Consider the following 26,147-nt stretch of genomic DNA (forward strand, 5'->3'; position numbering starts at 1 on the left):
TGATGAGAAAAGGTTCCTCCGGCGATCGTTAAAAGATCGGGGAGGAGGGTAGGGTGTTTGGTTATTTCGCCGGGGGTTGACAGGAATCCCGGATCACCAGACGAGTTGGGAAGCTGACTGTGCTGAAGGTAGGTTGCTCCGCTTCGCAAAGCTCAATCACTTTGAATACGGCAGCCTTGGCCATCTCATCGATGGGCAGCCGGACGGTCGTCAGCTTCGGTGTAACCCGGGAAGCTAACTCGACATCGTCAAAGCCGATGATCGACACTTGCTCCGGTACGCTGATCCCTTTTCTTGCAAACGCTTCCATCGCAGCGATGGCCATATCGTCGTTGGCGCAAAATAAGGCCGTTGGCCAGTTTCCTTGCTCGATCAGTCGCTGAGCCTCGCGGTAGGCGCTTTCCTTCAGGAATTCGCCCTCAAGGATATACGCTTCATGCAGCGGCAATCCGTGCTTCTGCAGCGTGTGCTCATAAGCTAAGTATCGCTCACGACCCGAGTACGTATTCATGCTGCCTTTCAAAATGCCGATGTCGCGATGCCCAAGTTCAATCAAATATTCGATCGCCTGGACTGTGCCTTCATAGTCACTGGAGTTGATAACCGCCAGATGATTTTTGTTCAGGCGCTCGGTCATGATTTCCGCGATGTCATAATCGACGAGCACTAACGGCGCTTCCTGATCCACCATTTCCCGAACCAGCTCGATGTCCTTCTGCGTGCCCACCAGAATTCCGCCATCAATCCGCTTCTGCAGGAAGGCTTGCTTCACCTTCTGGAAATCGCCCGGCGAATAAACGGTATGAATCAGTACATAAAATCCGCGGGCATTGGCCGTATCGACGACCATGTCGACGATCGGGGCAAAGTAGCTGTTCTGGTAGATGCGGCTTGTGTCTTCTTTCTCTGTCATGCTGATGGCGAACAGGCCGATCGTATCCGTCCGTTTGCCGGCGAGCGCCCGGGCGAAGCTATTCGGCTCGTAATGGTGCTGCTCAATGACGCGGAGCACCTTGGCCCTGGTCGCTTCCGGAACGTTCGGATAGTTGTTGATCACCCGTGATACGGTGCTGCGGGACACCCCGGCCAGTTTGGCGATGTCTTCACTGCGCATAAAGGTTTGTCCCCACTTTCGTAAACGCGCGTTTATAGGGTTATTTTATAGCATCCCCTGAAATTAATCAATTATGAAAAAACGCACGAAAAAATGGCGGCTATTCCGCCGCCTTCGGGAGATTCTCCAAGTAGGTCTTTATCATCGTGATCGCTTTGTCTTTGTTCTTCGCGTCGACACGGAGCGAAATAATCAAGTCTGTATAACCCAGCGGCAGCTCCTTGACGAGAGTGCTGTTGGTGACTTTAATGCCGTACACATGCTCGGTATTGTCCTCGTCGGATACATCCTTGACAAGGTTGTTTTCCGTCAGAAGATCCTTTAATTCACCGTTAACCAAATCATCGAGGCTGAGAAAAGCGCCGCCATTCGATAACCACTCAAAGGTAGGCGCATCGGTTATATAAATATCCGGACTTGTCGAAGCGATCACGGCCATCGCTTTTTGCTGATAAGCGATATCCGCGGTACTCAAGGCTTCTCCTTGCGGCGGTAAGTACAGCATTTCAATTTCCACTCTTTGGAATCCGGGAATTTGCGCTGTCATCGTTTGCTCCAGAGCGTCGACACCGCCGTTCTGGTCGTCAGTCAAATAATTGCCGGCCATGATGATCGACAGATCGATGGGAGGCAGGGCGGCCAGTCGTTTTTGTTCTTCAAGATGGTTAAGATAAGCATTCGTCCCCCAAATAATAGCTGCGATGGCAATGATTCCGATGATCACATAATTGCGATAAAGCCGAAAAAAATCGTCAACCTTCTCAGCGGTCCCGGCAAATTTGCCCCACTTCTCATAACGCCTGCGGGTTAACTCCGCGAGCTTGCGCTGTTCCTCCGTCTCCACGATCCGCTTGTAAGCCTGGATCTTACGCTCGATTTCCTCGGCTTCGCCGGGATCAAGGTTGCGTGAGCGGGATTTGCGCAGCAAAATGTCGAATTCTCTCTCCAGTTCTTCGCGGGAAGCGTTTTCGGGCAGTCCAAGCACCTCATAAGCCTGTTTCAGATTGTCGTTGTCCATCGTCTTTCTCCTCTAAATCCATCAAGGTTTTAATGTATAAATATTATATGGAAAGTGATGCCTACATTCATTATACTTTGTATTTGTATCGAAGGGAAATCGCTGATCGGCAGGAAAAAAGCCGGGTGAACCTTGCGGTTCCCCGGCCTTTACTTTAAGCCTTGGGGTGGTTGAAACTAACGGACCCGGCGCATGGAAAGGATCACTGTGCTCCAATACCCGCTGTCCAGCGGGCTGATTTGAACTCCGGGAGCACCCCAGGTATGAATAAATTTGCCGTCGCCGATATAGATGCCGACATGGCCGGGAATTTTGTCGGATTGAAACCGGCCGGGGACCGTGAAGAAGATCAAATCTCCCACTTGCAGTTGATCCCGCGTCACCGGCACGCCTTCTTTGGCTTGATCCCGGGCCAGCCGCGGCAGGTCTTGACCAAACTTCTTAAAGACATGACGGGTGAAGGACGAACAATCAAATTTTTTGGACTGTTCGTAAGGTGCGGCGCCAAATTCATAAGGTACGCCTAAAAACTGCTTGGCATAGGCGACCATCTCATCCTGATGTTCGGCAACGCCTAGAACTCCGTACCGGCTCGTTCCTGTCTGCGGTGGAATATTGCCGCCCGCCGGGGTAATGCGGTCAAAGCTAAGCTTTCCCGTGCGGGAATCGATCTTCGCTTTGGTTTGCAGCAGGGCGGATACGGCATCCATCGTCATATAGAGCTGACCGTTCTCACGCACCGGCGCCTGAGGCAGAGCGATCGGCTGCCCAAAGGAAATCGCATGTCTCTGGCTAGGCTGGACGGTAAACATCACATCGGTATAACCGAGATTGGCGCTGTCACTGTTCTCCTGCAATCGCAGGCCAAGGCTCTGAGCCACTTGCGTTAACGGCACCCAGGTTGTGCCGTTGGATTCGGTGATGGCTTCTGTTCTCACCGGGGAATTGCCGGATGGAGGGACAGCATTCGAGCGGAGCCGATCCTGCTGGCCGCAGGAAGTGATCATGGTCAGCGGCAGGGTCAAACAAACAAGGAACATCCCAAACCTCAAGGAAATCCGCATAAGATCATTAGCACTCCATTCATTTAGATTAGCGAATCACTTGAAGTATGTAAAAAAAGAGACAGAACTATTCGGAGAGAGAAATCAAAGGAGCATCCATCAACAATGAAGAGCAATATTATGCAAAAATCGTTTGTATCGAGAAAGCCGTCCCGCCAGCGCCGCAACTTGGCGATCGCGACCTGGGAGGGCGTGCCCTCCACGATCTTCCAAACGTTGCTTGGCGGTCAGTTCCTGACGGGATTTCTGCTGTATCTCGGGGCGAATTCAGCGCAAATCGGCTTTGTCCTGGCGATAACGACTTTCGTGAATATTGCTCAAATCGCCGTTGCTTTTCTCATTCAGCGATTAACCAGCCGCAAATGGGCGCTGGTGCTGTTCGTTGGGCTGCATCGCATTCTGTGGGGTGCAACGGGCCTTGTTCCGTTTGTTTTACCGCGCCATTATTGGGTTGCCGGATTTATCGCTCTATATATCGCGGCGTTTATATTTAATACGGTTGGAGCGATGCTGTGGAACTCGCTGATTAGCGATATTGTGCCGGCCCGCGTACGGGGAAGATATTTTGGAATCCGTAATACGTTTCTTAATGCGCTGAACACGTTGGTGATGTTTTTGGGTGGGATGGTGCTGGACCATTATCCGGCGGCGCAGGGGTTCTTTTACTTATATATCGTGATCTGGATTTGCGCGATCGCCAACATCATCGTGTTTATGTTCTATCCCGATGCGGCTTTCGAGCGCTCAGCGGAAAGCAAGTTTATGCCGATGCTGCGTAAACCGCTCCAGGACGGAGCCTTTATGAAAGCAACGTTGTTTCTGGCCGGCTTCCTGCTGCTGCAGAACCTTGTCGTGCCGCTGTACTCGTACGTGATGTTGGAGCTGCTGCACATCAATTATCAGACGATCTCGCTTTTAAATGTGACCCAGACGGTCTTTATGATGGGAAGCTTTTACGTGTGGGGGAATCTGAATGCGCGTTACAGCAATCGTCGCTTGCTGTTCTGGACGCTACCGATCATTGCGCTGGCGATTCTATGCTGGGGCGGACTGTCCGTGTTGCCTGTGCTGCCTGTGCTCTTCCTGGCCCATATGATATTTGGGGTTGGCGTCGGCGGATTTAACCAACTGGCCTTTAACTTTATGATTGGCGACACGCCCAAATCGGAGCGTCCGATGTATATGGCGATGTATTCGGCGATCACGGGGGTGGCCTCTTTCTTTGGTCCGCTGCTCGGCGGGCAGGTGTTGGAATGGATTGAATCGTGGCCGATGTGGACGCAAATCTTTGGCATGCAACTGTTCGTTGGGGCGTCCATGATCGTCTTGGCTGCAAGCTTGGGTCGCAAAATCTTGCGCGATGCATGATGTAAAGCGGATGGAGACAACATGATAATTTGCGACCCTAAAGCTGTTGTGATGGACAGGGGTGACTTTTGGAGGCGCTTTAAGGTATATTACAAGATGAGCGCTAAGCAATGAAGGGAGATTACCATCCATGGCACAAAGAACGGCTTATGAAGGCACTTATCAAGGAGAAAAAGCAGTTTGGCTCAAATCCGGGCGTTATGAGGCGGTGATGCTGCCGGAAATCGGCGGCAATCTGATCGCTTTCCGCGATGTCGAAAGCGGTTACCGTTTCTTGCGTGAGCCCGGTGAACAGGAGATGGAGGCGTTCAAAAGCAATCCCGGCGTCCACGGGATCCCGGTGCTGTTCCCGCCCAACCGTTATGAAGACGGACAATTCCCGTGGAAAGATGAAGTTCTTCAATTCCCGGTGAACGAGGCCGCAACTCACAACCATTTGCACGGATTTCTACATACGACGGCCTGGGAGGTTGAGGATTTCGGACAGACCCCGTTGGAAAGTTACGTTTCTGTCAAAGTGTCGGTTGACGAGAACCACGAGGTGTATCGGTACCTTCCCTTTAAATTTACAATGCGGCTGAGATATTCGTTGAGCGATGATGGCTTGGCTCAGCAGGTGTTCATCCGCAATGACGGCGACAAAGAGATGCCATGTCTGCTAGCCTTCCATACCGCGGTGAATGCACCGTTTGCGCCTGAAAGTACGGCAAAGGATTACAAGGTCAAGCTCACGATCGGGCAGCGTTGGCAAATGAGCGAGCGGATGCTCCCAACCGGATCCTTCCAGCCGCTGACAGATGAAGAAGAGCAGATGAAAGGGGAAGGCGTCTATCCGTTCTTCGCTTCGATGGATAACCATTACACGGCGGTACCGCAAAACGGCAGAAACCGGATGGAGCTGACCGATACGAAGCTCGGCAAGACGCTCGTGTATGACGTAGGGACCTCCTACAAGCAATGGATGATTTGGAATAACGGGGCGACGGAAGGCTTCTTCTGTCCGGAGCCGCAGATCAATCTGGTGAACGCACCAAAGTCGAATTTACCGGCAGAGGAAATTGGTCTGTTTAGCCTGCTTCCCGGCGAGATTTGGGAGGAACGCGCCCGTCTATACGTGAAATAAGAGGGACAACGGAAAAAGCAGCCGACCCGGCCGTCTACGACGGTGCGAGTCAGGCTGCTTTTTGCCTTTGGCCGCTTGGCAGGTCAGTTCAGCGGAGGGTTAGTTCACTCCGGCAGTGACTTTGCCGCGTTGAGACGGGATCAGCCGTTTCAATTGCTCCAGATTACGTCTGGGGACCGAAATCGTCTTGATCCCATGCCGTTCATCCCGGAACCAAACAACGTTATCGCGAATTTCCGAGACTTGGGTCAGGTTCACATAGCAGTTCGTGCTGATGCGGTAAAAGCGAGGGTCTGAGATCAACTTCGAGGTCTGTTCGGCGGATAATCTCTGTTTAATACTGTAATTCCGTCCATGGAAGCAAACCAGTCCGTGAGCTCCGATCTTGAAGAAATACGTCTCGTAAGGATTAAGATCCTCGTAGACGCCTCTTTCTTCGAGTCCGACGTTCATCATTCCAAATCCCCCTTTAGAAGATGCTTTCGGAAGCGCTTACAGTATATCATATTTTATCTGGTTTGGGTAGCTGGCCTCATTTCAGTTTCAAATTTAACTTTATCCCGGGCGAGACTGGACTTTTTGGGTGAATTACGGAAAAATATAGGGGACATCATTTAAACAAGCTTCATATGAAGGAGGAATTTCATTTGTCAGTCTCACAACAACGATTGCTGATATTTGTGGGATCGTATGCTGAAGCGAGCGATCCCGGAGTTTACACATATGAAATGGATTTGGACGCAGGGGAGCTCCGTCTCCTGGATCAAGCGTCCGGGTTAAAGAACCCCACATTCCTGGGCATCCATCAAGATTCCCGCAAGGTGTACGCGATTTCCGAAACGACCTTGGGAGGGGAGCGGATCGGGGAAGTTGTTGCGTTTGATGTGGATGCGGGCGGCAAGCTTCGTGAATTGAACCGGGAAGTGACGATTCGCCCTTCCTCCTCGCATATTCAACTTGACCGCAGCGGTCGATTTGCCGCTGTATCGGGGTATCACGGAGGGAACGTTGGCCTTGTGGCACTTCAAGCAGACGGAACCGTGGGCAAGTTGGTTGACGAGCGCCAGCATGAAGGGCAAGGGGCTGATCCGGTGCGCCAAGATCGTCCGCATCCCCATTCTGTTACTTTCAGCCCGGATAACCGATACGCGTTGGTGGCCGACTTGGGGTTGGACCGCATTTTCGTCTATTCGTTTGAACCTGAATCCGGACAGCTGGTTTACCGAAGCGAAGCGTCTACGCCGCCGGGGGCTGGTCCGCGACATCTTGCATTCCATCCGAACGGGCAGTGGCTTTATTCCATCAATGAAGTGAATTCCTCGATTTCTCTTTTTTCTTATGATGCAACAACCGGAGAGCTGGCCTTGCAGGACACCGTACCCACGTTGCCTGCTGATTATACCGGGGAGAACACCACGGCAGAGGTAGCCATTTCGGCAGACGGCCGTTATCTGTACGGTTCCAATCGCGGCCATGACAGCTTAGTGCAGTTTGCAATCGATCCGGAGAGCGGACGGCTTACCTTGGTTGAACATGTCTCCAGCGAAGGCGGTCATCCGCGGCATTTTGCGCTTACCCCGGACGGTAAACATCTGATTGCGGCGAACCGGGATAACAACTTGCTGGCTGTCTTTACGGTTGATCCCGATAGCGGACGCTTAACGTTTACCGGCCGAACCGTATCCGTATCCAAGCCGGTTTGCGTAAAGCCGGTATGGTTCTAACTATTTTATTTGCAAAGTCTTAACGGCTCGCTTAAGATTAACGCAGGGGAATACCCTCCAGTAACTGTGAAGGAGCCGTTTGTGACTCATGACGTTTTTTAAGGAACTGTTTCAAATGGCGGGATTCCGCAGGGTGCTTGCCCTGCTGTTTGTCGTCCTCGTTTTGTATTTCGCCCGCAGTATGCTGAATATGCTGCTCATTACGTTTATTCTGACGTATTTAATCAATCGGCTGCACAATTTCATCAGCCGGAACGTAGCCAAGGTGATTCGCATCAATCGAACCGTCACCGTGCTGTTTATTTACGTCGTGCTAATTACCTTGCTTGGTTCCGCCATCTACTATTATATGCCGGTGCTGCTTACCGAGCTGACCGACTTGGTCAACCAGGTGATTTCGTTCTATTCGAACCCGCCGGTGCTCCCGGATAACCCGATTTTGAATTACATCGTGGAGTACTTGAAAGATATCGATCTATCGGCATATATTAACAACGGGTTTACGTTCTTGCTCAGCACGCTGACGGATATCGGCGAATGGAGCTTAAATCTGTTCATCGCGATCGTACTCAGCTTGTTCTTCCTGCTGGAGAAAGAGAAGGTCACGAACTTTGCCGTCCAGTTTCGGGAAAGCCGGATCGGAGGGTTGTTCAAGGAGCTGGAGTACTTCGGTCGCAAATTCGTTCAGTCCTTCGGCAAAGTGATTGAAGTGCAGTTTTTGATTGCAACGGTAAATGCGGTATTATCGACCATTTTCCTATGGATTTTAGGGTTTCCGAATCTGATCGCCCTGGCGATCATGATCTTCCTGCTAGGGCTTGTTCCAGTTATGGGGGTTATCATTTCGCTGATTCCGCTGTGTGCGATCGCTTTTAAAATTGGCGGATTGATCAAAATCGTCTATGTCCTCATCATGATCGCGCTTGTTCATGCAGTTGAAACGTACTTCTTAAACCCGAAATTCATGTCCAACAAAACGCATTTGCCGATTTTTTTCACCTTCCTCATTCTGCTGGTCTCTGAGCATTTCCTTGGGGTCTGGGGACTGATCGTTGGTGTACCGATCTTTATCTTCCTGTTGGATATCGTTGAGGTTCCCGTAGGAGGGACTCCACATAAAGCGGTAGGACCTGCAGTGGAGACGGGGGCGCCGGAAGAGAAATAAATCGTTAGATCATGCAAAACCGCTGAGCGTACCTTTTAGGCCGCCCAGCGGTTTTTTCACGGTTGTCCGTAGTTATTCACCTGGGTTAGTGAACCATATGGCTCCAGTTGACCTTGTTATTTTGGTAATCCGCTGCAGGCTGTCCCGGTATCCGGTCCTTCCAGTTGCGGTTGATGACCTTCTTCAACTTGTCCGGAAGCTTGGACTTCATTTTGTCCGCTTTTTCCTGGTCGATTTTGCCCTCAGCCAGCGCTTTGTCGATATTCCGGTTCGCGGACTCGGTCAGCTTCTTCAGATATTCCTCTTCGCTCCAGCCTTTCTCGGCCTGCACGACTTGCAGCAATGTCTTGCCTTGCTTCAGTTGGTCTACCAGGGCTTTGGGCTCGATTCCCAGCATTTCGGCCGTATCTTTGACGATGTGACCGCCGCGGAAATGGCCGTGCGGGTGATGCTTATGCGGCTTGGTTTCCGTCTGCGACGGACTTGGACTCACCTGCGGCGTTTGATCCGCCGGAGCGCCGGTTTCCGCATATGCGGTGCCCGCCGTAGCAGCCGAACCGGCAGCCAGCAGAAGTGCAAGGGTCAATTTGCCAGCCATCGGTTTCAAGTTCTCCATAAACATGGACATTTTTCACCTCTTCGTATAGAATTATTTGGTCCTTGCCTTTATCAGTTTTGACCAAAAACAGGCAGGATATCTGAGATGAACCTTAATATTTGTTAAAATTTTGCTTAAAATAAATGGAATGTGCTGGGGGACGTAGGGGGAATGGAAGTGACATTTGGCGCAAGAATGCTAAAAACGGGGGTTGCGGTTACACTGGCTTTATATGCCGGTACTTTACTGGGATTATCCTCGCCGGTGATCGCGGCGATCGCCGCGATTTTTGCCATGCAGCCGACCATTTATCGTTCCTGGCGTTACTTGATCGATCAGCTGCAGACGAATACGCTTGGGGCCGTGTTAGCGATGCTGGGCGGCATGGTCTTCTCCAATGAACCCATCGCCGTAGGGCTGGTTTGCATTCTAGTGATCATGATCTGTCTGCAGCTGAAAATGGGGGATACGATTGGCATTACACTGGTTACGGTCGTGTCCGTGATGGAGGCGTCAGGCCAGTGGGAATTTGCGTTAAACCGTTTTCTGTTGAGCTTAATTGGTATTTTTTCAGCTTTTATTATCAACATCGTCTTGTTCCCGCCCAAACCAAAGGTACAGTTCGAGCAACAGGTCCGGCAAACGTTTGATCGGCTGTCGCTGCTGCTAAGAACGGCGATTTCCGATGAGATTAAGGAAGCGGTGTTCCGGTCCGATAAGCGTAAACTTGAGGATACCATCAGCCAATTAGCAGATAAGTATAAGCTGATGGAGGAGGATCAGAAGAAAATCAAAGCACCGAAATTTAGCGACCATCGTCAACTTGTGGTGTATAAGCAAATGCTGCGCACGCTTCGCCAAGGGCTTGAGGTGCTGAACGCGGTGGAGCAGCATTATTTCCAGGCGGCTCGCACGCCGGAATTAAATCAAGAATTTGACGAGCATCTGGAGAAGCTGACCAAATTCCACGAGCATGTCATGCTGAAGTTTGATGACAAGCTGAAGCCGGGCTACTGCGAATCGATGCAATTTGAAACGGAAAACGACGAATTCCTGCGGCGGATGCTGGACCGATATGCAGCCGAGCGCACAGGCGTGCTGCGCTTATCGATTGTGTCAGCCGAAATGTATGAATACGGTCACCAATTGGAGCGGCTCAACCGGTTGGCAGATCACTCCACAGCAGCGACCGGCGATTAATGGGAATAACAAAAAAAGTCCTGCCTTTAAGGCAGGACTTTCATGTCATTCATCGTGTAAACATAGATTGATAAGTAAAGTTCATCTTGGTACAATAAAAGATAGACTATCAATCGTTGTTGCAGATCAGATTTCATCCAAATCAATTATAACATGCTTTTTATCATTTGTCAAGATATCAGCTGTAGATAAAGTTAGATGTCATTCAAGGGAGCGATTTAATTGGACCATACAGATCAGGCATGGCAGGAAGAACAGCGCCGCGTGGAGTACGTGGCCGACCAAATCGACGCCAGAATCCGCAAGCTGGAGCGGGAGGTTGGCAGCGTACGCGGCGATGTCGTTGAGATGCGGAAGAACTTTTGGGACGAAGTAACGGTGAACTTCAGCGAAGCGGATGATGTCGGTGAAACGTCAACTAGCTTACGGCAGCAGTCCCAGGTGCTCGCAGAGCGGGAGAAAAGCCACCAGCATGCCTCTATCGCGTTGGGGAAGCTGAAACGTCTAAAGCAGTCTCCTTATTTCGGGCGCATTGATTTCGCTGAAGACGGCGAACCGGTGGAAGCCATCTATCTTGGGATTGCTTCATTGCTCGAAGAGGGGGATGAAACGTTCCTCGTCTATGATTGGCGTGCCCCGATTTCCAATCTCTATTATGACAGCGTTCCGGGTCCAGCTTCCTATGAGACGCCGTCCGGTACGATCAAAGGGACGATGACGCTAAAACGTCAGTTCGTGATCAACGGGCGCCGCATCAGGGTGATGTTCGACACCGGCGTCACGATTGGCGACGAGCTGTTGCAGCAGGTGTTAAGCCGCAGCTCTGATGCGCAGATGAAGAGCATCGTGGCCACGATCCAGCGTGAGCAAAATAAAATCATCCGCAACGATCGCAGCCGGATGCTGATCGTGCAAGGGGCCGCCGGCAGCGGCAAGACATCGGCCGCCTTGCAGAGGGTCGCTTACTTGCTTTATAAGCACCGCGAGGTGCTGCAAGCGGATCAGATGATTTTGTTCTCGCCCAATCCGATGTTTAACAGCTATGTTTCAACGGTGCTTCCGGAGCTGGGCGAAGAAAATATGCTGCAAACGACGTTCCAGGAGTATCTGGAGCATCGGCTTGGAAGAGAATTTCAGCTTGAGGACCCGTTTGTACAAATCGAATTTGTCCTCTCTGCTCCTGAGGATGAGGCTTATCAAGCTCGGGTCAGCGGAATCCGTTTTAAATCGTCGGTACAGTTCCTGCATGCGATCACGCGGTATAAGGAACTGCTGGAGCAGAAAGGGATGATCTTTAAACCGCTCCGCTTTCAAGGCAAGGAAATTGTTGGCGTGGAGGAAATTGCCCGGCAATTTTATGCTTATGATCCCGCGATCCGGCTGGCCAACCGTTGTGAGCTGTTAAAAGATTGGCTGCTGAAGGCCATCGCGGCCTTTGGTAAGTCCGAGCTGGATCAGCCTTGGGTAGAGGAACAAATTCAGCTGCTGGATGCAGAGGACTACCAGCGGGCTTACCAGCGCATGCGGCGCAAGCAGCATGGTAAAAGTCCTTCATTCAGCGATTACGAGGATGAGAAGACGATTTTGGCCAAAATGGTTGTCAGCGATCGTCTTAAACCGCTCCGGAAATGGGTCAAATCGCTGCGGTTCGTTGATGTGACGCGTCTATATATGCAGCTGTTCAGCGACCTGACGATCTTCCGGGAAGTCCATCAAGAAGAGCTTCCAGATCAGTGGGAAGATATCTGTGAGCAAACGCTGCAGAAGATTGCGGGGGGCGAGCTGTTCTATGAAGATATTACGCCTTTCCTCTATTTAAAAGAGCTGCTGCTTGGCTTCCGGTCCAACACGTCGATCCGTCACGTCATTATCGACGAAGCGCAGGATTATTCGCCGTTCCAGCTGTTCTTCCTGAAGCGGCTGTTCCCGCGGGCCAAAATGACGGCGCTCGGCGACTTGAACCAGGCGATTTATGCTCACGCCTCGGTGCTTCAGCAGTCTTCTGTATTCAGCGATTTGTACGGTGCGGAGGAGAGCGAGTTGATTACGCTGGAGCAAAGCTACCGTTCCACCCGCCAAATTGTTGAGTTCACCCGCGAGATGATCCCTGGCGGGGAGGCGATCGTTCCGTTTAACCGGGAAGGCGAGATGCCGGAGGTTCACCTGGTTGACGATGCAGATAAGCTCCACGCTTCGCTGGAGGCAACGATCGGTCAGCTGCGCGCGGACGGATATGAATCGATTGCCGTCATCTGTAAAACGGCGGAGGAAAGCAAGCAAGCCTACGATCGGCTTAGCGCTAAGCTGCCGGCCAAGCTGATCAAGAAGACGACGTTATCCTTTGAGAAAGGGGTTCATGTCATTCCGGCGTATTTGGCCAAAGGTGTGGAGTTCGATGCGGTACTGATTTACGACGGTTCCGACCGGAAGTACACGAGAGAAGCCGAACGGAAGTTGTTTTATACGGCCTGCACAAGATCGATGCACTTGCTGCGCATTTACTCCGTAGGCGAACCTAGCCGGTTTATCCGGGGAGCTTCGAAATCAACCTATATTCTGGTTCCTTGACAGCGGTATAATTTCGGCTAAATGTATCACACTAACCGGGTCTGTTTAAACTTCATTCGTGAAGGGTGGCCTGATGGTTAGATGCTCGGCAAAAAAGGCGATTTGATTGCATTGGCCTCCATACCGCTTATTATGACGCTGGGAAATTCCATGCTGATTCCGATATTGCCACAGATTGCCCGTGAGCTTCATGTCAACTCCTTTCAGGTCAGTATGCTGATCACCGTGTATGCGGTGGTTGCGATCTTGCTGATTCCGATTGCCGGCTATCTTTCCGATAAATTCGGCCGTAAAGCGATCATTGTGCCCAGCTTGATTATCGCGGGAATCGGCGGCTGTATTTCTGGCGTGGCGGATTGGTTTGTGAACGGGCTGGCCGTATACTGGCTGATCCTAGGCGGTCGCTTCCTGCAAGGGATCGGAGCGGCTGGCGCCTTCCCGATCGTGTTGCCGCTGGTCGGCGATCTGTATGAAAGTGAGGAGGAAGTCAGCCACAATTTAGGCTTGATCGAAACCTCCAATACGTTTGGCAAAGTGCTCAGCCCGATCTTAGGTGCACTGCTTGGCGCTTGGATCTGGTATGTGCCGCTTCTGTCGATTCCGGTATTATGTTTGATCTCGCTATTGCTGGTGCTGTTTTTGGTGCGGGAACCGAAAGATCGGGAGAAGGCCAAGCCGCTGAGGGAATTTATCTCTGCCGTCAAAGTGGTGCTGAAGCAAAAAGGCCGCTGGCTGTATGCCATCTTTGCGATCGGCTGCATTTCGATGTTCCTGTTGTTTGGCGTGCTGTTTTATTTGTCTGAGCAACTGGAAGCAAAACACGGCCTGGACGGTGTGATCAAGGGGTTGGTACTGGCGATTCCGCTGGCAGCTTTATGTCTGGCTTCTTATGTGACCGGGAAAAAAATCGGCAAGGACAAAAAGCTGATGAAATGGTCTGGCGTCGCAGGCTTAATCCTATCGACCGGCGCCTTATTTGGCATCGGCTTTTTCAACAACATCTATTTTGTGATCGTTTGCCTGATCGTCTGCGGCGCTGGTATCGGCATCGTCCTGCCCAGCTCCGATGCCTTGATCACCGAAGGTGTCGACAAGGAAATGCGAGGTACGATTACTTCACTCTACAGCAGCATGCGGTTTATCGGTGTATCGGCGGGGCCGCCGGTGATGTCGCTGCTGATGAAGGCTGGCCATATGACGATGTTTTTCGTCATCGCCGGAGTGTCGCTGGTGGCGGTCATCCTGCTGCTGACGATGGTCAAGCCGGAATCCGGGCACGGTGGCGCAATCAAGCCCAAGGAGCCCCGAAAACGTACGAAAGTGGTAAAGGCTTTCCATCACAGCTAGGCATAAGGGCATGGACTCTCGGCAGCAGCGGACCGATCGGTTACGCTGCTGTTCTATTGTCCGGGCTTTTTTGGTATGATTAGGAGCGAAAGTGCCGCTGGGACAGAGGTGTTCGAGCGGGCAAAGGTACGAACATCATGATTTTGGAGGGGTAGACATGAATGCCAAACAGGCGGCGGGTTACCGCGCTGCAGAATGGGTAAAGGACGGAATGACCGTTGGTCTCGGGACGGGGTCAACCGCTTATTATGCGATCGAGAAAATCGGCGAGATGGTGGGGAACGGGTTGCAAATTCGTGCCATCGCAACTTCGAAGGCTTCAGAGGAGCTTGCCGCGAAATATCACATCCCGCTAATTGAGGCGAAGGACGTGGACCGATTGGATCTGGCGATCGACGGGGCCGATGAGGTGGATCCGCAAATGGCGCTGATCAAAGGCGGCGGGGGAGCGCTGCTTCGGGAGAAGCTCGTCGCGATCAACAGCGATCGGTTTATCGTCATTGCCGATCATAGCAAGATGGTTCCTACATTGGGGCGTTTCAAACTGCCGATTGAGTTGGTGCCGTTTTGTTACGAATGGACCCTGCGGGAGCTGAAGAGCCGTTACGATGTTCCGTTCGAAATGCGGATGCAGGGGGATCAGCTGTACGTGACCGATAACGGGAACTACATCGTGGATGCGGCCTTCGGACAAATCGCTGACCCTGCCCGGTTAAGCGACGAGTTGAAGGCGATGACAGGCGTTGTCGAGCACGGACTGTTCGTTGGCATTGCGCAAACCGTCGTGATTGGTTATGAGGATGGGCGTACAGAAATTAAGGAGGCACCATGTTCAAATCAATAAAAGCGAGGGTGGACGAGCCTGTCATTCGGGAGCTGCTGGAATATGCGGTGATGTTTGACCCGGATGCGCTGGAGGACGCGGCTCGTTTGTACCGGGAAGAGGATACATATCAGCTGTATGGATATGAAGAGGAAGCGGGGATTGCCGGAATTATCGGCTATCGTGTCAACGCTTCGCAGACGCTTGAAATCATCCATCTTGCCGTCCATCCAGAACAGCGGATGAAAGGGTATGGACGAGCCTTGGTGCTGCTCGCCCTCACGGAAGCATCTCCGGAGCGGATGGAGGCCATTACCGATGAGGCAGGCGCAGATTTTTTCCGGAACATCGGGTTTCAAATTACCGGGTTTTGGGATGAAGCCATCGGGGAAGAACGGTTTCGCTGCATCTATGAAGTGGAAGAGAACGAAGAGGATGAATAAGGTCCGGCTGAAAGGCTGCGGGGAGAACCCCGCGGCTTTTTTTGCGTAATCATCGTGATAAAAATTCGCTCAAGGGATTTGACTTTCAGGCGGCAATCGCCTATAGTTTCATATGTAGTTTCATTGTCGAACTATTCTACTGGTGAACTAACTGGACATGTTTCTTGTTCAGAAGACAAGGGGGGATTTAGGGGTGAATCTTGAAACGAAGCAGTTGATTGAGCGGTATATGGCAGCTTTTTTCGAGGTCTCGAAGCGGCTGAACGGGCAAATCCGCGACATGATTCAAGAGGATATCACCATGGAGCAATTTCAGATTTTGAAGTACATTTCCTCCCGCGGCAGATGTACCTCGACGGAACTGGCAGATGCGTTTGGGGTAGGCAAAAGCTCCATCACCGCGATGATCACACGGATGGTCGACAAAGGATTGCTTCAGCGGACTCGGGATCAAGACGACCGTCGGGTCGTTTATTTAACGATGACAGAGCAGGGGCAGCGCAATTACGACATTGTCCAAGATCAGATCATCAGCACCGTTTCGAAGTATTTGGTGCATTTCGAAGCGGACGAAGTGGAAGGATTTATTAGCGCGTTTGAGAGATTAGCCAGATTGGTCGGAGAGGGGAGTTCGGGAAAATGAGATTCATACTGAAGGCAAGATGGTGGATCTTGCTGTTGTGGATCGCTTTGGCGGCAGCATTAATGCTGACGGCGCCTTCCATGGGGAATTTAGTGCGGGAGAACGGGGAGATCACCGTTCCGGACGGGTATTCCTCCTCTGAAGCTTCCGCCATATTAGCGGAGGCGGCCAAGCTGAAGGGCGGAGCGGCAGAGACTCAGATCGCCCTCGTCTTTCATGATGATCAAGGCATCGATGATGCCGAGCAGAAAGAGATTGAACAAGGCATCTCCGCGCTGCGCGACCATATGGAGGAGATCGGCATCGCTTCAATTACCGATCCGTTCAGCACGCCGGAAGCGAAAGATAAGTTGATCTCCAAGGACGGTAAAACGATATTAACCTCTTTGTCGGTGCTTGACGAGCAGCGTCCGCTCAAGGAGATCGAGCAAGATATTCATCAAACCCTCGATTCGCTGAAGGTCGAGCACTATCTGACCGGGCAAAAGCAAATTAACGAGGATATGATCGTCAGTTCGGAGCAGGGTCTGAAGAAATCGGAATATTTTACCGTAATCTTTATTTTGCTGATCCTGTTCGTGGTATTCCGCTCGGTGGTGGCACCGTTTATCCCATTGCTGACGGTTGGGCTCAGCTATCTGGTGTCCCAATCCGTCGTTGCGTTCCTGGTGGATACGGTGAATTTCCCGATTTCGACGTACACGCAGATCTTTATGGTGGCGGTGATGTTTGGGATCGGGACGGACTATTGTATCCTGCTGATCAGCCGCTTTAAGGAAGAACTGCAGCATACGGATGACCAATGGGAGGCGATCGTCCAGACGTACCGTAAAGCAGGGAAGACGGTGCTCTTCTCCGGGCTCGCCGTCCTGGTCGGCTTCACGACAATTGGATTATCGCAATTTATGTTGTACCGCTCGGCGGTAGCGGTAGCGGTCGGCATCGCGGTTATGCTTATCGCCTTGGTTACGGTCGTGCCGTTCTTTATGGCCGTGCTGGGCACCAAGCTGTTCTGGCCTGTCCGCGGTTCGCTGGAACATAAGGAAAACCGGTTCTGGGGCGCCATCGGTCGCTTCTCCTTGAAGCGTCCCTGGGCAGCTCTGTTGATCGTTGCTGCTGTAACGGTACCGTTCGTGATTACGTACACCGGCAATGTATCCTTCAACAGTATGGAGGAAATCGGCGGCGAATATGAATCGGTCAAAGCGTATAACATCATCTCCGAAAGCTTTGAACCCGGTGAGTCGTTGCCGTCCACCATCGTGATCAAAAATGACGAGCCCATGGATAATGCGGAGTATATGGCACTCGCTGAGAAGATCAGCCGCGAGGTTGAGAAAACGGATGGCGTCGCCAGCATTCGGGGGATGAGCCGCCCGACAGGGGAAGTGCTTAAGGATTTCGCATTAAGCAATCAGGTGAAGACCGTCGGTGAAGGATTAGGCGAAGGCGGCGAAGGGCTGGGTAAGATCCAAAACGGATTAGCGAAAGCCAGCCAGGCGCTGTCGGAAAACGCCCCTAAGCTGAAGGAAGCCGCCGATAGCACCGGGAAGCTGGTGGACGGTACCGCGAAGCTGAAGGACGGAATCTCTCAGCTGTCTGGAGGTCTTACCGCGATCGAGAAAGGGATTCGGGAAGGTTCGGCTGGGGCCGGCCAGTTGAAGCAAGGATTACAACAAGCGCAAAAGAGCGCTGAGGATTTGGCGAACGCCCACAATCAACTGCTTGACTCTTATCAGCAGTTGGCTCAAGGGGTTTCCGGCCTGGGTAACGGTCTGAAGGAAATCCGCGAACCTTTGGGGGCTGCTTCGCAGGGGTTAGCCGCCTTGACGGGGCGCTTCAGCAGCCTGGAGGGCAAATATCCTGATTTAGCGTCGGATCCAGATTATTTAACGATTCGCACGACGGTATTGGAAACCGGCAAAGGTCTGGAGCAACTGACGGCCGGGCTTCAGCAGATCGAAGCACAGCTTGAGCAGGTTGCGGCCGGGCTGAATCAAGCTAACCAAGGCTACGCGCAGGCGGCAGCCGGCGGGAAGCAGTTGGCTGAGGGCCTGGACCAAATCGTTGCTGGGCTGGCGAAGCTGCAAACGGGATTGGATCAGGCTGCCAAGGGTCAAGGCAAGATCGTGGGGCAGCTGCCTGAAGTCGAATCCGGTCTGGCGCAAATTCAAAACGGGCAACAGCAAGTACAAACCGGATTCAGCGAATTCTCCGGTCAAATCACGCAGCTTACTGATGGGCTGAATCAAAGCGTTGACGGCCTGGCTCAAGTGTCCGGCGGATTAACAACTGCCAAGGACTACTTGACGGAGGTTGGAAGCACGGACAACGGTCTGGACGGCTGGTACGTTCCGAAGGAAGCGCTGGAGAACGAACAGATCGAGCAAGTATTCGATACGTATCTGTCCGCGGACCGCAAAGTCATGAAGCTTGAAGTCGTCTTCTCCAGCAACCCTTATGGCCGGGAAGCGATTGACCAGATCGATGCAGTGGAAGCTGCGGTGCAAACGGCGGTGAAAGGGACGCCGCTGGAAAACGCCGACATCGCGATCGGCGGCGTATCGAGTACGTTTAACGATCTGAAGACGATTTCGGGGAACGACTATACGCGCACCGTCTTTTTAATGCTGGCAGGGATCTTCATTATCCTGGTGGTATTGCTTCGTTCGTTGGTGATGCCAGTCTACATCATTTTGTCCCTGGTGTTGACGTTCTACGCTTCGATCGGGTTTACGGAGTGGGTCTTCGTCGACGTCTTTGGGTACTCCGGCGTGAGCTGGGCGACGCCATTCTTCGGTTTCGTTCTGTTGGTAGCGCTGGGCGTTGACTACAGCATCTTCCTGATGGACCGCTTTAACGAGAACAAAGAGTGGAACGTCAGCGACGCGATCTTGCATTCGATGCGCAATATGGGGACGGTGATTTTGTCCGCAGCGATCATTCTTGGCGGGACGATGGCCTCGATGTATCCGTCCGGCGTGCTGTCCATGCTGCAAATCGCCACGCTGGTGTTAACCGGCCTGGTGCTGTACTCCGTAGTCGTTTTGCCGTTCCTCATCCCGGTGATGGTGAAGCTGTTTGGGCAAGCGAACTGGTGGCCGTTTCACCGGCGCTTCGGCGAAGGGACGCAGCAAGAGAACAGTGTAAATCTGTAAACCACAGGTGTACAAAAGCAACGCCGGATTCTTCTCCAATTTGGAGGGAAGCCGGCGTTTTGTTGTGGATACCTTGACCTTAACCAAGCGTGCTGCGTTTGAGGAAGCTGCGCAGCGCCCATCCGCGCTCTTGACGCTTCTTATATTTCGGTAGAGAACGGTACACCTCAATCGACTCCTTGTAAGCGCGTTTTGCCTCTTCCTTGCTGCCCAGCGACTGATACAAGCAGCCAAGCAAATAATACGCTTCACTGGAGGAGGATTGGATTTCGCCAAACCGAGCGGCGTATTGCAGCGCTTTCTGCGGATCTCGCTCACGGAAGGCGGAGGCGAGGCGCAGGTAAGGTTGACCGTATTTCACCCGTTCGTTCAGGCTTAGGGCGTGCAAAATATGCGCTTCCCCTTCCTCGATCCGTCCCAGTCCTAAACAGGCCGTCCCGAGGTCATCCCAAAACTCTGCCGACGACTCAGAGAAGTCCTTCGCCTCTTCGAGCAAGCGATGAGCTTCGGCATATTTCTTGCGTTCCAGCAGTAAGCGGGCAAGCTCGCGTTTGGCAGAGACGTCGAAGGGGCTTGCGGCCAACTGCTGCCGGAGACGACCTATATTGCGGCTGCGTTTGATCGGTTTGCTCAGGCTCGGAAACAACCCAACATATCGCCGATCAATGAAGTAAAGGATGAGGAGCAAGACGATGATGGCGAGAAACGGATTGCCTAGCAGCCAAGACAAGAGAAAAAACAGGAATATCTTACTCATGAAAAGTCCTCCGCAATCACATGATAATTTCCAATTATATCACAGGGGAAGGAGGACGAGGAAAAAATAAAAACAGCCGCCTCGAGGCGGCTGTCACATTGATTTATTGGAAGTTGCGAAACGAGCCTGTGGAGCCGATCGAACCTGCACCGGTGATCGAACCCGAGGTGTGAGATCCCGTGGAGTTCATGGAGCCTGCGGAACCCGTGGAACCTACGGAACCTATGGAGCTCATGGAGCTGGCAGCGCTGGAGCCGATGGAGCTCAAAGAACTGGTATGCGTGGAGCTTGGCTGGTGACTGTTCATGGAAGAGCCGATGCTGCCACCGCTATAGCTGCTTTGACCGATTCCTTGCGTGCTGTAGGAGGTTTGACCGATGCCAGGCTGGGTATAACTCGTGCCGAAACCAGACATCGAGTTTACGCTGCTTTCCAGTTGATTCGCAAGCTGTGCTACGCGTTGATACTGCTGCATCGCAGTTTGATGCCCTTGGAGTGCGGATTGAATCACTTGCACGGCTCTACGCTCGCGTTGAGCCAGCTCTTCCAGCTGCATCGCGTTTTGTTGTTCCTGTTGCAGCATTTGCTGGTACATCATCGTAGCTTGACGGGTTTGCTGTTCCAGCTGGCGCATCGTTTGTTCGATCTCACGAAGTTGTTGACTGACATTGTTGTACATCTGCTAAGGATCCTCCTAAAGTTAAGTTAGGTTGTGAAACCATCTTTAGGTTACCCCTCGAATTCACGGCTATACATCGAATTAAGCAGATCCCGAGGCCGTCAAGGTAAGGGTCCAATCCCTCGTCCAACCGGATACATAAACTATGGTGGAGGTGAATGCGATTGGATAAAAACGGGTTTATTCAGAAAATCGCCCCCCTTGCCGTCGCCAGCTCGAAGGAAAGCAGGATTCCGGCTTCATTGACGATCGCCCAAGCCGTTTTGGAATCGAACTGGGGGACCAGTCGTCTTGCTGTCCAAGGCAATAACCTGTTTGGGTTAAAAGGCACCGGTCCGGCAGGCAGCTTGATTCTGCCCACAACCGAGTATCGGGGCGGCAAAGCGGTGACGGTGAACGCGGCTTTTCGCAAATACCGGTCATGGGCAGAATCGATTGCGGATCACGCCCGTTTATTATCGGCGCCGCGCTATGCCGGGGCGATTGGAAAGACAGGTCCGGAAGCGGCGCGGGCCGTTGCAGCGGCCGGATACGCGACGGATCCGCAATATGCCAACAAGCTGATCCAGTTGATGAATACCTACAGCTTGACGCAATATGATGCAACGAAGGGAGATGAACCGATGACTGCAGAGGAGAAAAAACAATTTGCAGCGCTTCAAGACCTCGTCCAAGCGCAGGCGAAGAAAATCGCCGAGTTGGAGAAATGGACAAAGCCGGGGATTCCCGCCTGGGCCAAGGAAGCGGTGGAGGCGGCGGTGAAATACAGCAAAGACGATCCGCTGTTGATGAACCCGGAGCAGGGCAGCGTGGATTTTTACCGAATCATTACCGTGATGCACCGTCGGGGCTTGTTTGACAAGGGGATATAAGCCAGGACTTAGACGGTTGTCATCAGCGTCCCCCGGTGGTACGATGAGTTGGAAGATTAAGGAACTGCCGCGAGGGAGGGAGTAACGATTCGCAAGCGATTATGGATATCCGCGGTTGCCGGATTGGTTTTGTTGCTGGCAATGTATACATGGTGGTATATCGAGAACGTATCTCCAGTGAAGGTGACGAAAACCTTTGACGGTGCGGCCTGGATGGAGGAGGACCCGACTTTTGCACCGCCGGTCCATCTTTCGTTAGACGGGTATTATGACAAACGAAACGCCCAATTTAAGGGTGCAGTAAAGATTAACGGACAGGTGTATGACAATTGCTTCCTCGTCAACGGGTCCGGACATCGTTATGAAGGCGCTAACTTGATTCGGCTTGGGGCAAGCTATTTCGATGCAGAGATGGTACGCATCGCGTGGTCCATTCCTCAGTCAGAGCTCCCTCCTGAGTTGACCCACCCGAAGTTCCCCGATGCGGAGATTTGGTTAATTAGCCCGGCTTCATCCGGTGAAGAGGCGAGCAACTTACGACAGGAGTTAGTAGATCGTTACTTCGCGAAGCTAAAGCTGAAATAAAAAAAGGACAAAAGCCCTCGTAGAATTCCTTGCTACAAGGGCTTTTGTCCGGGCATCCCTTGCGGGATGCCCATCATGGGAGAGGAGAAACCGGACGAAGAGCTTATGGGGAAACGTAAGTCTTCTCCGCGGTTGTCTACGACATTTGGTGATGTCGATACTCTAAGTGTGTCCGGGCAGAGGGGTTTTATACCTCCATTCGCAAAAAAGTTCGATGATTTTTTCATTTTTCATTCCAAGGCGGATTATGGTACGATATCGACAGGAATTTTCCAGGCATAAAAGGTGAGTGAACAAATCGATGAGAGTTATTTCGGGCCGAGCCCGGGGCAGGTCGCTCAAAGCCGTACCCGGCATGGGGACCAGGCCAACCACAGACAAAGTCAAAGAAGCGATATTCAGCATGATCGGTCCGTATTTCGACGGCGGCTCCGCGCTGGACTTGTTTGCCGGAACCGGCGGTCTCGGGATTGAGGCGTTAAGTCGCGGCATGGACAAGGCGGTGTTTATCGATAAAGATTTTAAGAGCATTGAGACGATCCGTCAGAATTTGAAGGCGACCGGATTCGAGACCATGGCTGAAGTCTACAAAAACGACGCTGAACGTGCGCTGAAAGCTCTGGCGAAACGGGAGGCGTCATTTGATCTGGTGTTCTTGGATCCGCCGTACCGCCTGAAACACGGGGATGCGCTGATGACCCAGATGGACGAGCTGCAGCTGCTCAAGCCGGAGGCCACGATCGTGCTCGAATACGAAGCCTCGTATGTTTATCCTGAGCGGTTTGGGCCTTTTGTGCAAATACGTAAAGCGGAATACGGGGAGACTTCCGTATCCATTTATACTTACGATACCGAGTTGAACACGGTTCAAACCGACGATCAGGAGGAAAAACAACATGAGTGAACAGCGGCAACCGCGAGTGGCGGTATATCCGGGCAGCTTTGATCCTGTAACGAAAGGGCATATGGACATCATCCAGCGGGCCTCGCGCCAGTTTGACAAGCTGATCGTGGCCGTGCTGAACAATTTGAGCAAGAAGCCGTTATTTACGGTCGATGAGCGCAAGGCCTTGCTCAGAGAGGTGACCGGGCATCTTCCTAATGTCGAAATTGACAGCTTCCGGGATCTGCTGGTCAATTACATGGACTACAAACAAGCCCATGTAATCGTCCGGGGCATTCGCTCCGTCACCGACTTTGAATATGAGCTGCAGCTGGCTTCTACGAATCATAAGCTGAACAGTGAGGTGGAGACGATCTTTATGATGACGCATCCCAAATATTCGTATTTGAGCTCCAGCGTCGTCAAGGAGATAGCCAGCTTCCACGGCGATGTCAGCGATCTCGTTCCGCCGGAGGTTGAGATGGCGTTGCGTGAGAAGTTCAAGGATAAGCTGGGGCCGAGCTAAGCAAGGCTCAGAGCTTTAAGGTTTCTCTTGTCGCCGCCACAGGAGCGCGATGGACAAGAAGCCAACCGTCAGCAATGTCAGCATCCACAGCTGCCATTCCATCACCCCGAACGCTTGCTGCCAGCTGGGCAGCTTGACGGCCGGGGTGTCGCTTCCTATTGGGGAGGCTTCGCTGCCGCCAAATGCGGGGAGAACGCTTGGCAGCCAGCGGGTGACCGGCTTCCACAGCAGCAGGGTCAGGACATAAGCATAAGCTGCATGGAGCAGACGGCTGAGCAGGAACGACCGTTCTCCGATGCCTGCGGGGCCGAGGATGGCACGCACTTGCAGGTAAGCGCATAGGCCGCTCCACCCTAGCACCGCACCCAGTAACGAGGCGCTGAGGGCCGGAGGAAGGGAAGGGGCCAGCCCGGACAGGGCATAGGAGCCTAAATGGACCTCGAGAGCGCTTTTCACTGCAACGGCCATTGTTTGATTAGGGAACGCGAGCAGAATAACGTGAATCACGACTGCGAAAATAAGCATATATCCGCCGATAATCATCAGCGTTTGAACGCCCGAGGCGACCGCGTCGCCCAGCAGCTTGCCAAAGCTGCGGCCGTCTTCGCGGCGGGCCTCCTCCATCCGGCGCATGGCCAGGCGCAGGATGGATTCACGCGGCCTGGCTGCAGGCTTTACCGGCGGAGACACCGCTGATTTCGAGCGGTCTGGGAACACCAACTGCAGCGTAACGCCGGCGGCGAGGCCGGCAATCCAGTGCACGGCGAGCAAGAGCAAGCCGACCTCAGGGCGGCTTAAGAAGCCTGCGCCAATCACAACGACGAGCAGCATCGGGCTGCAGAAGTGAGCTGCCGCGGCGAGACGTTCGGCTTCACGCGCGGTGACCTTGCCCTGCTTATGCAGGGTCACCGCAGCTTCGGCTGCGGCAGGGAAGCCGGCTGTCATCCCAAGCGGCAACACCCAGCCGTAGGAGCCGGGAAGGCCCAGAACGCGGCGGGTGAGAGGTTCCAGCAGCGTGCCCAGCCCGTGGGCGAACCCGGAGGCGATGAGCATTTGCGACAGGACGACAAACGGCAGCAAGGCTGGGAACACGATGCGCCACCAAATGGCTAAGCCTTCCCCCGAAGCTTTAAACGCTTCGCCGGGGGCATATACGACGCAGATGACGACCAAAACGGCCAAAAATCCGGTTAGCCACGTGGAGAGCGGGCTGGCGGCCAAACGTTGGAAGTTCATATGTATAGATCCACCTTCTTTGTCATTAGATAAAAACCGATAGCAAAATCACGCATAGTACATGCTATGCATCAGCAGCGAAGGACAGACTACCGGTTTCGCATGGCGGGTGCATGCAGAGAAGCGGCGGGCTGAGGGAGACGCGGATTCGCCGCCGCACAGGAAGGGAGGAGAACGGGATGCGACCATCCAGAGCCAAAGCGTTAAAATCGGGACTGTATGTGCTGATCCTTGCGGTGATCGTCTATGTTGTCGTCTACATGTCTACCCCGTATATGATCAATCAGCCGGGGACGGCAGAGGAAATCAAACCGATGGTTTCCATCCCGTCGGGAGATCCCGAGGAAAAAGGCACTTTTATGCTGACCACGGTTTCCGTCAGTTACGCCAACGTTTGGATGTTGGCGGCGGCTCGCTTCAACAAGCATGCCGAGATCGTGAAGAAGGAAGCGGATCGCAATGACGAGGAGTACGAAACGCAGCAGCGGTATTACATGAGCAGCTCCCAATCGAATGCGATCATGGCGGCTTATAATAAAGCCGGCGTCAAGTACGATATCGTCCCGGAGTACGTGTTTATCTTCGGCTTGTCTAAGGATAGCCCGCCCAAGGGGGATATTCATTCCGGGGATATTATTCGAGAGGTAAAGGGACAGCCGGTCAAACGGTTTGAGGAGCTCGGCGCCCTGCTGCAGGACAATCAACCGGGGGATGTGGTCGATGTCCGCCTGGAACGCGGCGGCAAAACGATCGACCAGCAGGTGGAGCTCGTGGAGATCAAATCGGCTGACGGCGTGCGCAAGGCCGGTTTAGGCGTATCGGTAGGCGAGCTGCGGAAGGTACAGGCAGCGGATCAGGCCAAGGAAGTGAAGTTTGCTGACACGCGGATCGGCGGTCCATCGGCCGGCTTGATGTTTACGCTTGAGATTTATAATCAGTTGACGCCGGGGGACTTGAGCAAAGGTTACCGGGTGGCCGGCACCGGCACCATCGCCGAAGACGGCACCGTGGGAGCGATCGGCGGCGTCCAGTTCAAGATCGTGGCGTCGGATCGGGAGAAGGCGGAAATATTTTTTGTTCCGGAGGCAAATTATAAGGTTGCGAAGGCCAAAGCAGAAGAAATCGGTTCGAAGATGAAGCTCGTCCCGGTGAAGAAGCTGGACGATGCCTTGGATTATTTGGCTTCGTTGGAGCCGAAGGCGTCATAATCCAAGGGCGGGCGAATCCAGTTCGGCGGCGGGAGGCTTAGAGCG

Annotated in this window: 24 protein-coding genes; 16 read left to right on the top strand and 8 right to left on the bottom strand. The window is 52.8% G+C overall.

All coding sequences use genetic code 11. The annotated features are described in order from the left end of the window. Nucleotides 1-61 precede the first annotated feature (61 nt). The 3 genes from NSQ80_RS08580 to NSQ80_RS08590 all read right to left on the bottom strand — a co-directional run bounded on the left by NSQ80_RS08580 (nt 62) and on the right by NSQ80_RS08590 (nt 3,196). Nucleotides 62-1,114, bottom strand: coding sequence for a LacI family DNA-binding transcriptional regulator (locus NSQ80_RS08580; RefSeq protein WP_009222935.1), 1,053 nt, complete (start codon nt 1,112-1,114; stop codon nt 62-64). 100 nt (nt 1,115-1,214) lie between these two features. Next, entirely contained in the window at nt 1,215-2,132 is a 918-nt protein-coding gene (locus NSQ80_RS08585; protein WP_009222936.1) for a molecular chaperone DnaJ, read from the bottom strand. A gap of 176 nt (nt 2,133-2,308) precedes the next feature. Next, nucleotides 2,309-3,196 carry a C40 family peptidase gene (locus tag NSQ80_RS08590; protein ID WP_009222937.1) on the bottom strand — a complete coding sequence of 296 codons (888 nt, stop codon included), beginning with the start codon at nt 3,194-3,196 and terminating at the stop codon, nt 2,309-2,311. 105 nt (nt 3,197-3,301) lie between these two features. On the opposite strand from NSQ80_RS08590, the gene NSQ80_RS08595 reads away from it, so the two are divergent. Both NSQ80_RS08595 and NSQ80_RS08600 read left to right on the top strand, forming a co-directional pair. Further along, a complete protein-coding gene (locus NSQ80_RS08595) occupies nt 3,302-4,564 on the top strand; it encodes an MFS transporter (protein ID WP_260071712.1) in 1,263 nt (420 codons plus the stop codon). A gap of 130 nt (nt 4,565-4,694) precedes the next feature. Next, the gene (locus NSQ80_RS08600) at nt 4,695-5,687 is read left to right on the top strand and encodes an aldose 1-epimerase (protein WP_009222939.1); all 993 of its coding nucleotides are present in this window, start codon (nt 4,695-4,697) and stop codon (nt 5,685-5,687) included. A 99-nt stretch (nt 5,688-5,786) separates the two neighbouring features. Here the strand turns inward: NSQ80_RS08600 and NSQ80_RS08605 are convergent, their stop codons facing one another. Next, nucleotides 5,787-6,143 (bottom strand): LytTR family transcriptional regulator DNA-binding domain-containing protein, encoded by a 357-nt coding sequence (locus tag NSQ80_RS08605; RefSeq protein WP_009222940.1) that lies wholly within the window; start codon nt 6,141-6,143, stop codon nt 5,787-5,789. 191 nt (nt 6,144-6,334) lie between these two features. Between NSQ80_RS08605 and NSQ80_RS08610 the strand changes: the two genes are divergently transcribed. Next, a complete protein-coding gene (locus NSQ80_RS08610) occupies nt 6,335-7,411 on the top strand; it encodes a lactonase family protein (protein WP_232282197.1) in 1,077 nt (358 codons plus the stop codon). A gap of 88 nt (nt 7,412-7,499) precedes the next feature. Continuing rightward, on the top strand, nt 7,500-8,576 hold the full coding sequence (locus tag NSQ80_RS08615; RefSeq protein WP_009222942.1) for an AI-2E family transporter: 1,077 nt from the start codon (nt 7,500-7,502) through the stop codon (nt 8,574-8,576). 85 nt (nt 8,577-8,661) lie between these two features. Here NSQ80_RS08615 and NSQ80_RS08620 read toward each other — a convergent pair whose 3' ends face one another. Then, nucleotides 8,662-9,204 carry a hypothetical protein gene (locus NSQ80_RS08620; RefSeq protein WP_009222943.1) on the bottom strand — a complete coding sequence of 181 codons (543 nt, stop codon included), beginning with the start codon at nt 9,202-9,204 and terminating at the stop codon, nt 8,662-8,664. A gap of 147 nt (nt 9,205-9,351) precedes the next feature. Between NSQ80_RS08620 and NSQ80_RS08625 the strand changes: the two genes are divergently transcribed. The 7 genes from NSQ80_RS08625 to NSQ80_RS08655 all read left to right on the top strand — a co-directional run bounded on the left by NSQ80_RS08625 (nt 9,352) and on the right by NSQ80_RS08655 (nt 19,356). Then, the gene (locus tag NSQ80_RS08625; protein ID WP_198136145.1) at nt 9,352-10,374 is read left to right on the top strand and encodes an aromatic acid exporter family protein; all 1,023 of its coding nucleotides are present in this window, start codon (nt 9,352-9,354) and stop codon (nt 10,372-10,374) included. Nucleotides 10,375-10,596: 222 nt separating this feature from the next. Then, complete coding sequence (gene helD / locus NSQ80_RS08630) at nt 10,597-12,942, top strand: RNA polymerase recycling motor HelD (protein WP_339302047.1); 2,346 nt, start codon at nt 10,597-10,599, stop codon at nt 12,940-12,942. An 81-nt stretch (nt 12,943-13,023) separates the two neighbouring features. Continuing rightward, on the top strand, nt 13,024-14,289 hold the full coding sequence (locus NSQ80_RS08635; protein ID WP_323076414.1) for an MFS transporter: 1,266 nt from the start codon (nt 13,024-13,026) through the stop codon (nt 14,287-14,289). A gap of 157 nt (nt 14,290-14,446) precedes the next feature. Beyond that, entirely contained in the window at nt 14,447-15,133 is a 687-nt protein-coding gene (gene rpiA, locus NSQ80_RS08640; RefSeq protein ID WP_260071214.1) for a ribose-5-phosphate isomerase RpiA, read from the top strand. Further along, nucleotides 15,118-15,555 carry a GNAT family N-acetyltransferase gene (locus NSQ80_RS08645; protein WP_260071215.1) on the top strand — a complete coding sequence of 146 codons (438 nt, stop codon included), beginning with the start codon at nt 15,118-15,120 and terminating at the stop codon, nt 15,553-15,555. The genes rpiA and NSQ80_RS08645 overlap by 16 nt, the downstream gene beginning before the upstream one ends. Nucleotides 15,556-15,748: 193 nt before the next feature. Beyond that, nucleotides 15,749-16,198, top strand: a complete 450-nt coding sequence (locus tag NSQ80_RS08650; protein WP_260071216.1) for a MarR family transcriptional regulator — start codon at nt 15,749-15,751, stop codon at nt 16,196-16,198. Continuing rightward, nucleotides 16,195-19,356 carry an MMPL family transporter gene (locus tag NSQ80_RS08655; protein ID WP_339302048.1) on the top strand — a complete coding sequence of 1,054 codons (3,162 nt, stop codon included), beginning with the start codon at nt 16,195-16,197 and terminating at the stop codon, nt 19,354-19,356. Before NSQ80_RS08650 ends, NSQ80_RS08655 begins: the two co-directional genes overlap by 4 nt. Before the next feature lie 79 nt (nt 19,357-19,435). On the opposite strand, the gene NSQ80_RS08660 is transcribed toward NSQ80_RS08655, so the two are convergent. Then, a complete protein-coding gene (locus NSQ80_RS08660; RefSeq protein WP_009222951.1) occupies nt 19,436-20,113 on the bottom strand; it encodes a tetratricopeptide repeat protein in 678 nt (225 codons plus the stop codon). 103 nt (nt 20,114-20,216) lie between these two features. Next, nucleotides 20,217-20,792 carry a hypothetical protein gene (locus tag NSQ80_RS08665; RefSeq protein ID WP_339302049.1) on the bottom strand — a complete coding sequence of 192 codons (576 nt, stop codon included), beginning with the start codon at nt 20,790-20,792 and terminating at the stop codon, nt 20,217-20,219. Between the two features lie 158 nt (nt 20,793-20,950). On the opposite strand from NSQ80_RS08665, the gene NSQ80_RS08670 reads away from it, so the two are divergent. The 4 genes from NSQ80_RS08670 to coaD all read left to right on the top strand — a co-directional run bounded on the left by NSQ80_RS08670 (nt 20,951) and on the right by coaD (nt 23,658). Beyond that, complete coding sequence (locus NSQ80_RS08670; RefSeq protein ID WP_323076420.1) at nt 20,951-21,664, top strand: glycoside hydrolase family 73 protein; 714 nt, start codon at nt 20,951-20,953, stop codon at nt 21,662-21,664. 132 nt (nt 21,665-21,796) lie between these two features. Further along, nucleotides 21,797-22,249 carry a hypothetical protein gene (locus NSQ80_RS08675; protein ID WP_198136135.1) on the top strand — a complete coding sequence of 151 codons (453 nt, stop codon included), beginning with the start codon at nt 21,797-21,799 and terminating at the stop codon, nt 22,247-22,249. 301 nt (nt 22,250-22,550) lie between these two features. Then, complete coding sequence (rsmD, locus tag NSQ80_RS08680) at nt 22,551-23,153, top strand: 16S rRNA (guanine(966)-N(2))-methyltransferase RsmD (protein ID WP_009222955.1); 603 nt, start codon at nt 22,551-22,553, stop codon at nt 23,151-23,153. Then, nucleotides 23,146-23,658: a pantetheine-phosphate adenylyltransferase gene (gene coaD, locus NSQ80_RS08685; protein ID WP_009222956.1), complete on the top strand. Its 513-nt coding sequence runs from the start codon at nt 23,146-23,148 to the stop codon at nt 23,656-23,658. Before rsmD ends, coaD begins: the two co-directional genes overlap by 8 nt. A gap of 15 nt (nt 23,659-23,673) precedes the next feature. Here coaD and NSQ80_RS08690 read toward each other — a convergent pair whose 3' ends face one another. Continuing rightward, nucleotides 23,674-24,894 carry a nucleoside recognition domain-containing protein gene (locus NSQ80_RS08690; protein WP_323076423.1) on the bottom strand — a complete coding sequence of 407 codons (1,221 nt, stop codon included), beginning with the start codon at nt 24,892-24,894 and terminating at the stop codon, nt 23,674-23,676. A 179-nt stretch (nt 24,895-25,073) separates the two neighbouring features. Between NSQ80_RS08690 and NSQ80_RS08695 the strand changes: the two genes are divergently transcribed. Beyond that, the gene (locus tag NSQ80_RS08695) at nt 25,074-26,102 is read left to right on the top strand and encodes a SepM family pheromone-processing serine protease (protein WP_339302050.1); all 1,029 of its coding nucleotides are present in this window, start codon (nt 25,074-25,076) and stop codon (nt 26,100-26,102) included. The last annotated feature ends 45 nt before the right edge of the window (nt 26,103-26,147 follow it).

It is taken from the genome of Paenibacillus sp. FSL K6-2441 (genome assembly GCF_037964765.1).
Taxonomy (GTDB): Bacteria; Bacillota; Bacilli; order Paenibacillales; family Paenibacillaceae; genus Fontibacillus; species Fontibacillus phoenicis.

Excerpts from the sequence above, each read along its gene's own strand:
- NSQ80_RS08580 (WP_009222935.1), bottom strand. The coding sequence starts at position 1,114 with ATGCGCAGTGAAGACATCGCCAAACTGGCCGGGGTGTCCCGCAGCACC.
- NSQ80_RS08590 (WP_009222937.1), bottom strand. The coding sequence starts at position 3,196 with ATGCGGATTTCCTTGAGGTTTGGGATGTTCCTTGTTTGTTTGACCCTG.
- NSQ80_RS08605 (WP_009222940.1), bottom strand. The coding sequence starts at position 6,143 with ATGATGAACGTCGGACTCGAAGAAAGAGGCGTCTACGAGGATCTTAAT.
- NSQ80_RS08635 (WP_323076414.1), top strand. The coding sequence starts at position 13,024 with ATGCTCGGCAAAAAAGGCGATTTGATTGCATTGGCCTCCATACCGCTT.
- rpiA (WP_260071214.1), top strand. The coding sequence starts at position 14,447 with ATGAATGCCAAACAGGCGGCGGGTTACCGCGCTGCAGAATGGGTAAAG.
- NSQ80_RS08645 (WP_260071215.1), top strand. The coding sequence starts at position 15,118 with ATGTTCAAATCAATAAAAGCGAGGGTGGACGAGCCTGTCATTCGGGAG.
- NSQ80_RS08600 (WP_009222939.1), top strand. The coding sequence starts at position 4,695 with ATGGCACAAAGAACGGCTTATGAAGGCACTTATCAAGGAGAAAAAGCA.
- NSQ80_RS08585 (WP_009222936.1), bottom strand. The coding sequence starts at position 2,132 with ATGGACAACGACAATCTGAAACAGGCTTATGAGGTGCTTGGACTGCCC.
- NSQ80_RS08690 (WP_323076423.1), bottom strand. The coding sequence starts at position 24,894 with ATGAACTTCCAACGTTTGGCCGCCAGCCCGCTCTCCACGTGGCTAACC.
- coaD (WP_009222956.1), top strand. The coding sequence starts at position 23,146 with ATGAGTGAACAGCGGCAACCGCGAGTGGCGGTATATCCGGGCAGCTTT.
- NSQ80_RS08670 (WP_323076420.1), top strand. The coding sequence starts at position 20,951 with ATGCGATTGGATAAAAACGGGTTTATTCAGAAAATCGCCCCCCTTGCC.
- NSQ80_RS08660 (WP_009222951.1), bottom strand. The coding sequence starts at position 20,113 with ATGAGTAAGATATTCCTGTTTTTTCTCTTGTCTTGGCTGCTAGGCAAT.
- NSQ80_RS08620 (WP_009222943.1), bottom strand. The coding sequence starts at position 9,204 with ATGTCCATGTTTATGGAGAACTTGAAACCGATGGCTGGCAAATTGACC.
- NSQ80_RS08655 (WP_339302048.1), top strand. The coding sequence starts at position 16,195 with ATGAGATTCATACTGAAGGCAAGATGGTGGATCTTGCTGTTGTGGATC.
- rsmD (WP_009222955.1), top strand. The coding sequence starts at position 22,551 with ATGAGAGTTATTTCGGGCCGAGCCCGGGGCAGGTCGCTCAAAGCCGTA.
- NSQ80_RS08665 (WP_339302049.1), bottom strand. The coding sequence starts at position 20,792 with ATGTACAACAATGTCAGTCAACAACTTCGTGAGATCGAACAAACGATG.
- NSQ80_RS08615 (WP_009222942.1), top strand. The coding sequence starts at position 7,500 with ATGACGTTTTTTAAGGAACTGTTTCAAATGGCGGGATTCCGCAGGGTG.
- NSQ80_RS08695 (WP_339302050.1), top strand. The coding sequence starts at position 25,074 with ATGCGACCATCCAGAGCCAAAGCGTTAAAATCGGGACTGTATGTGCTG.
- NSQ80_RS08595 (WP_260071712.1), top strand. The coding sequence starts at position 3,302 with ATGAAGAGCAATATTATGCAAAAATCGTTTGTATCGAGAAAGCCGTCC.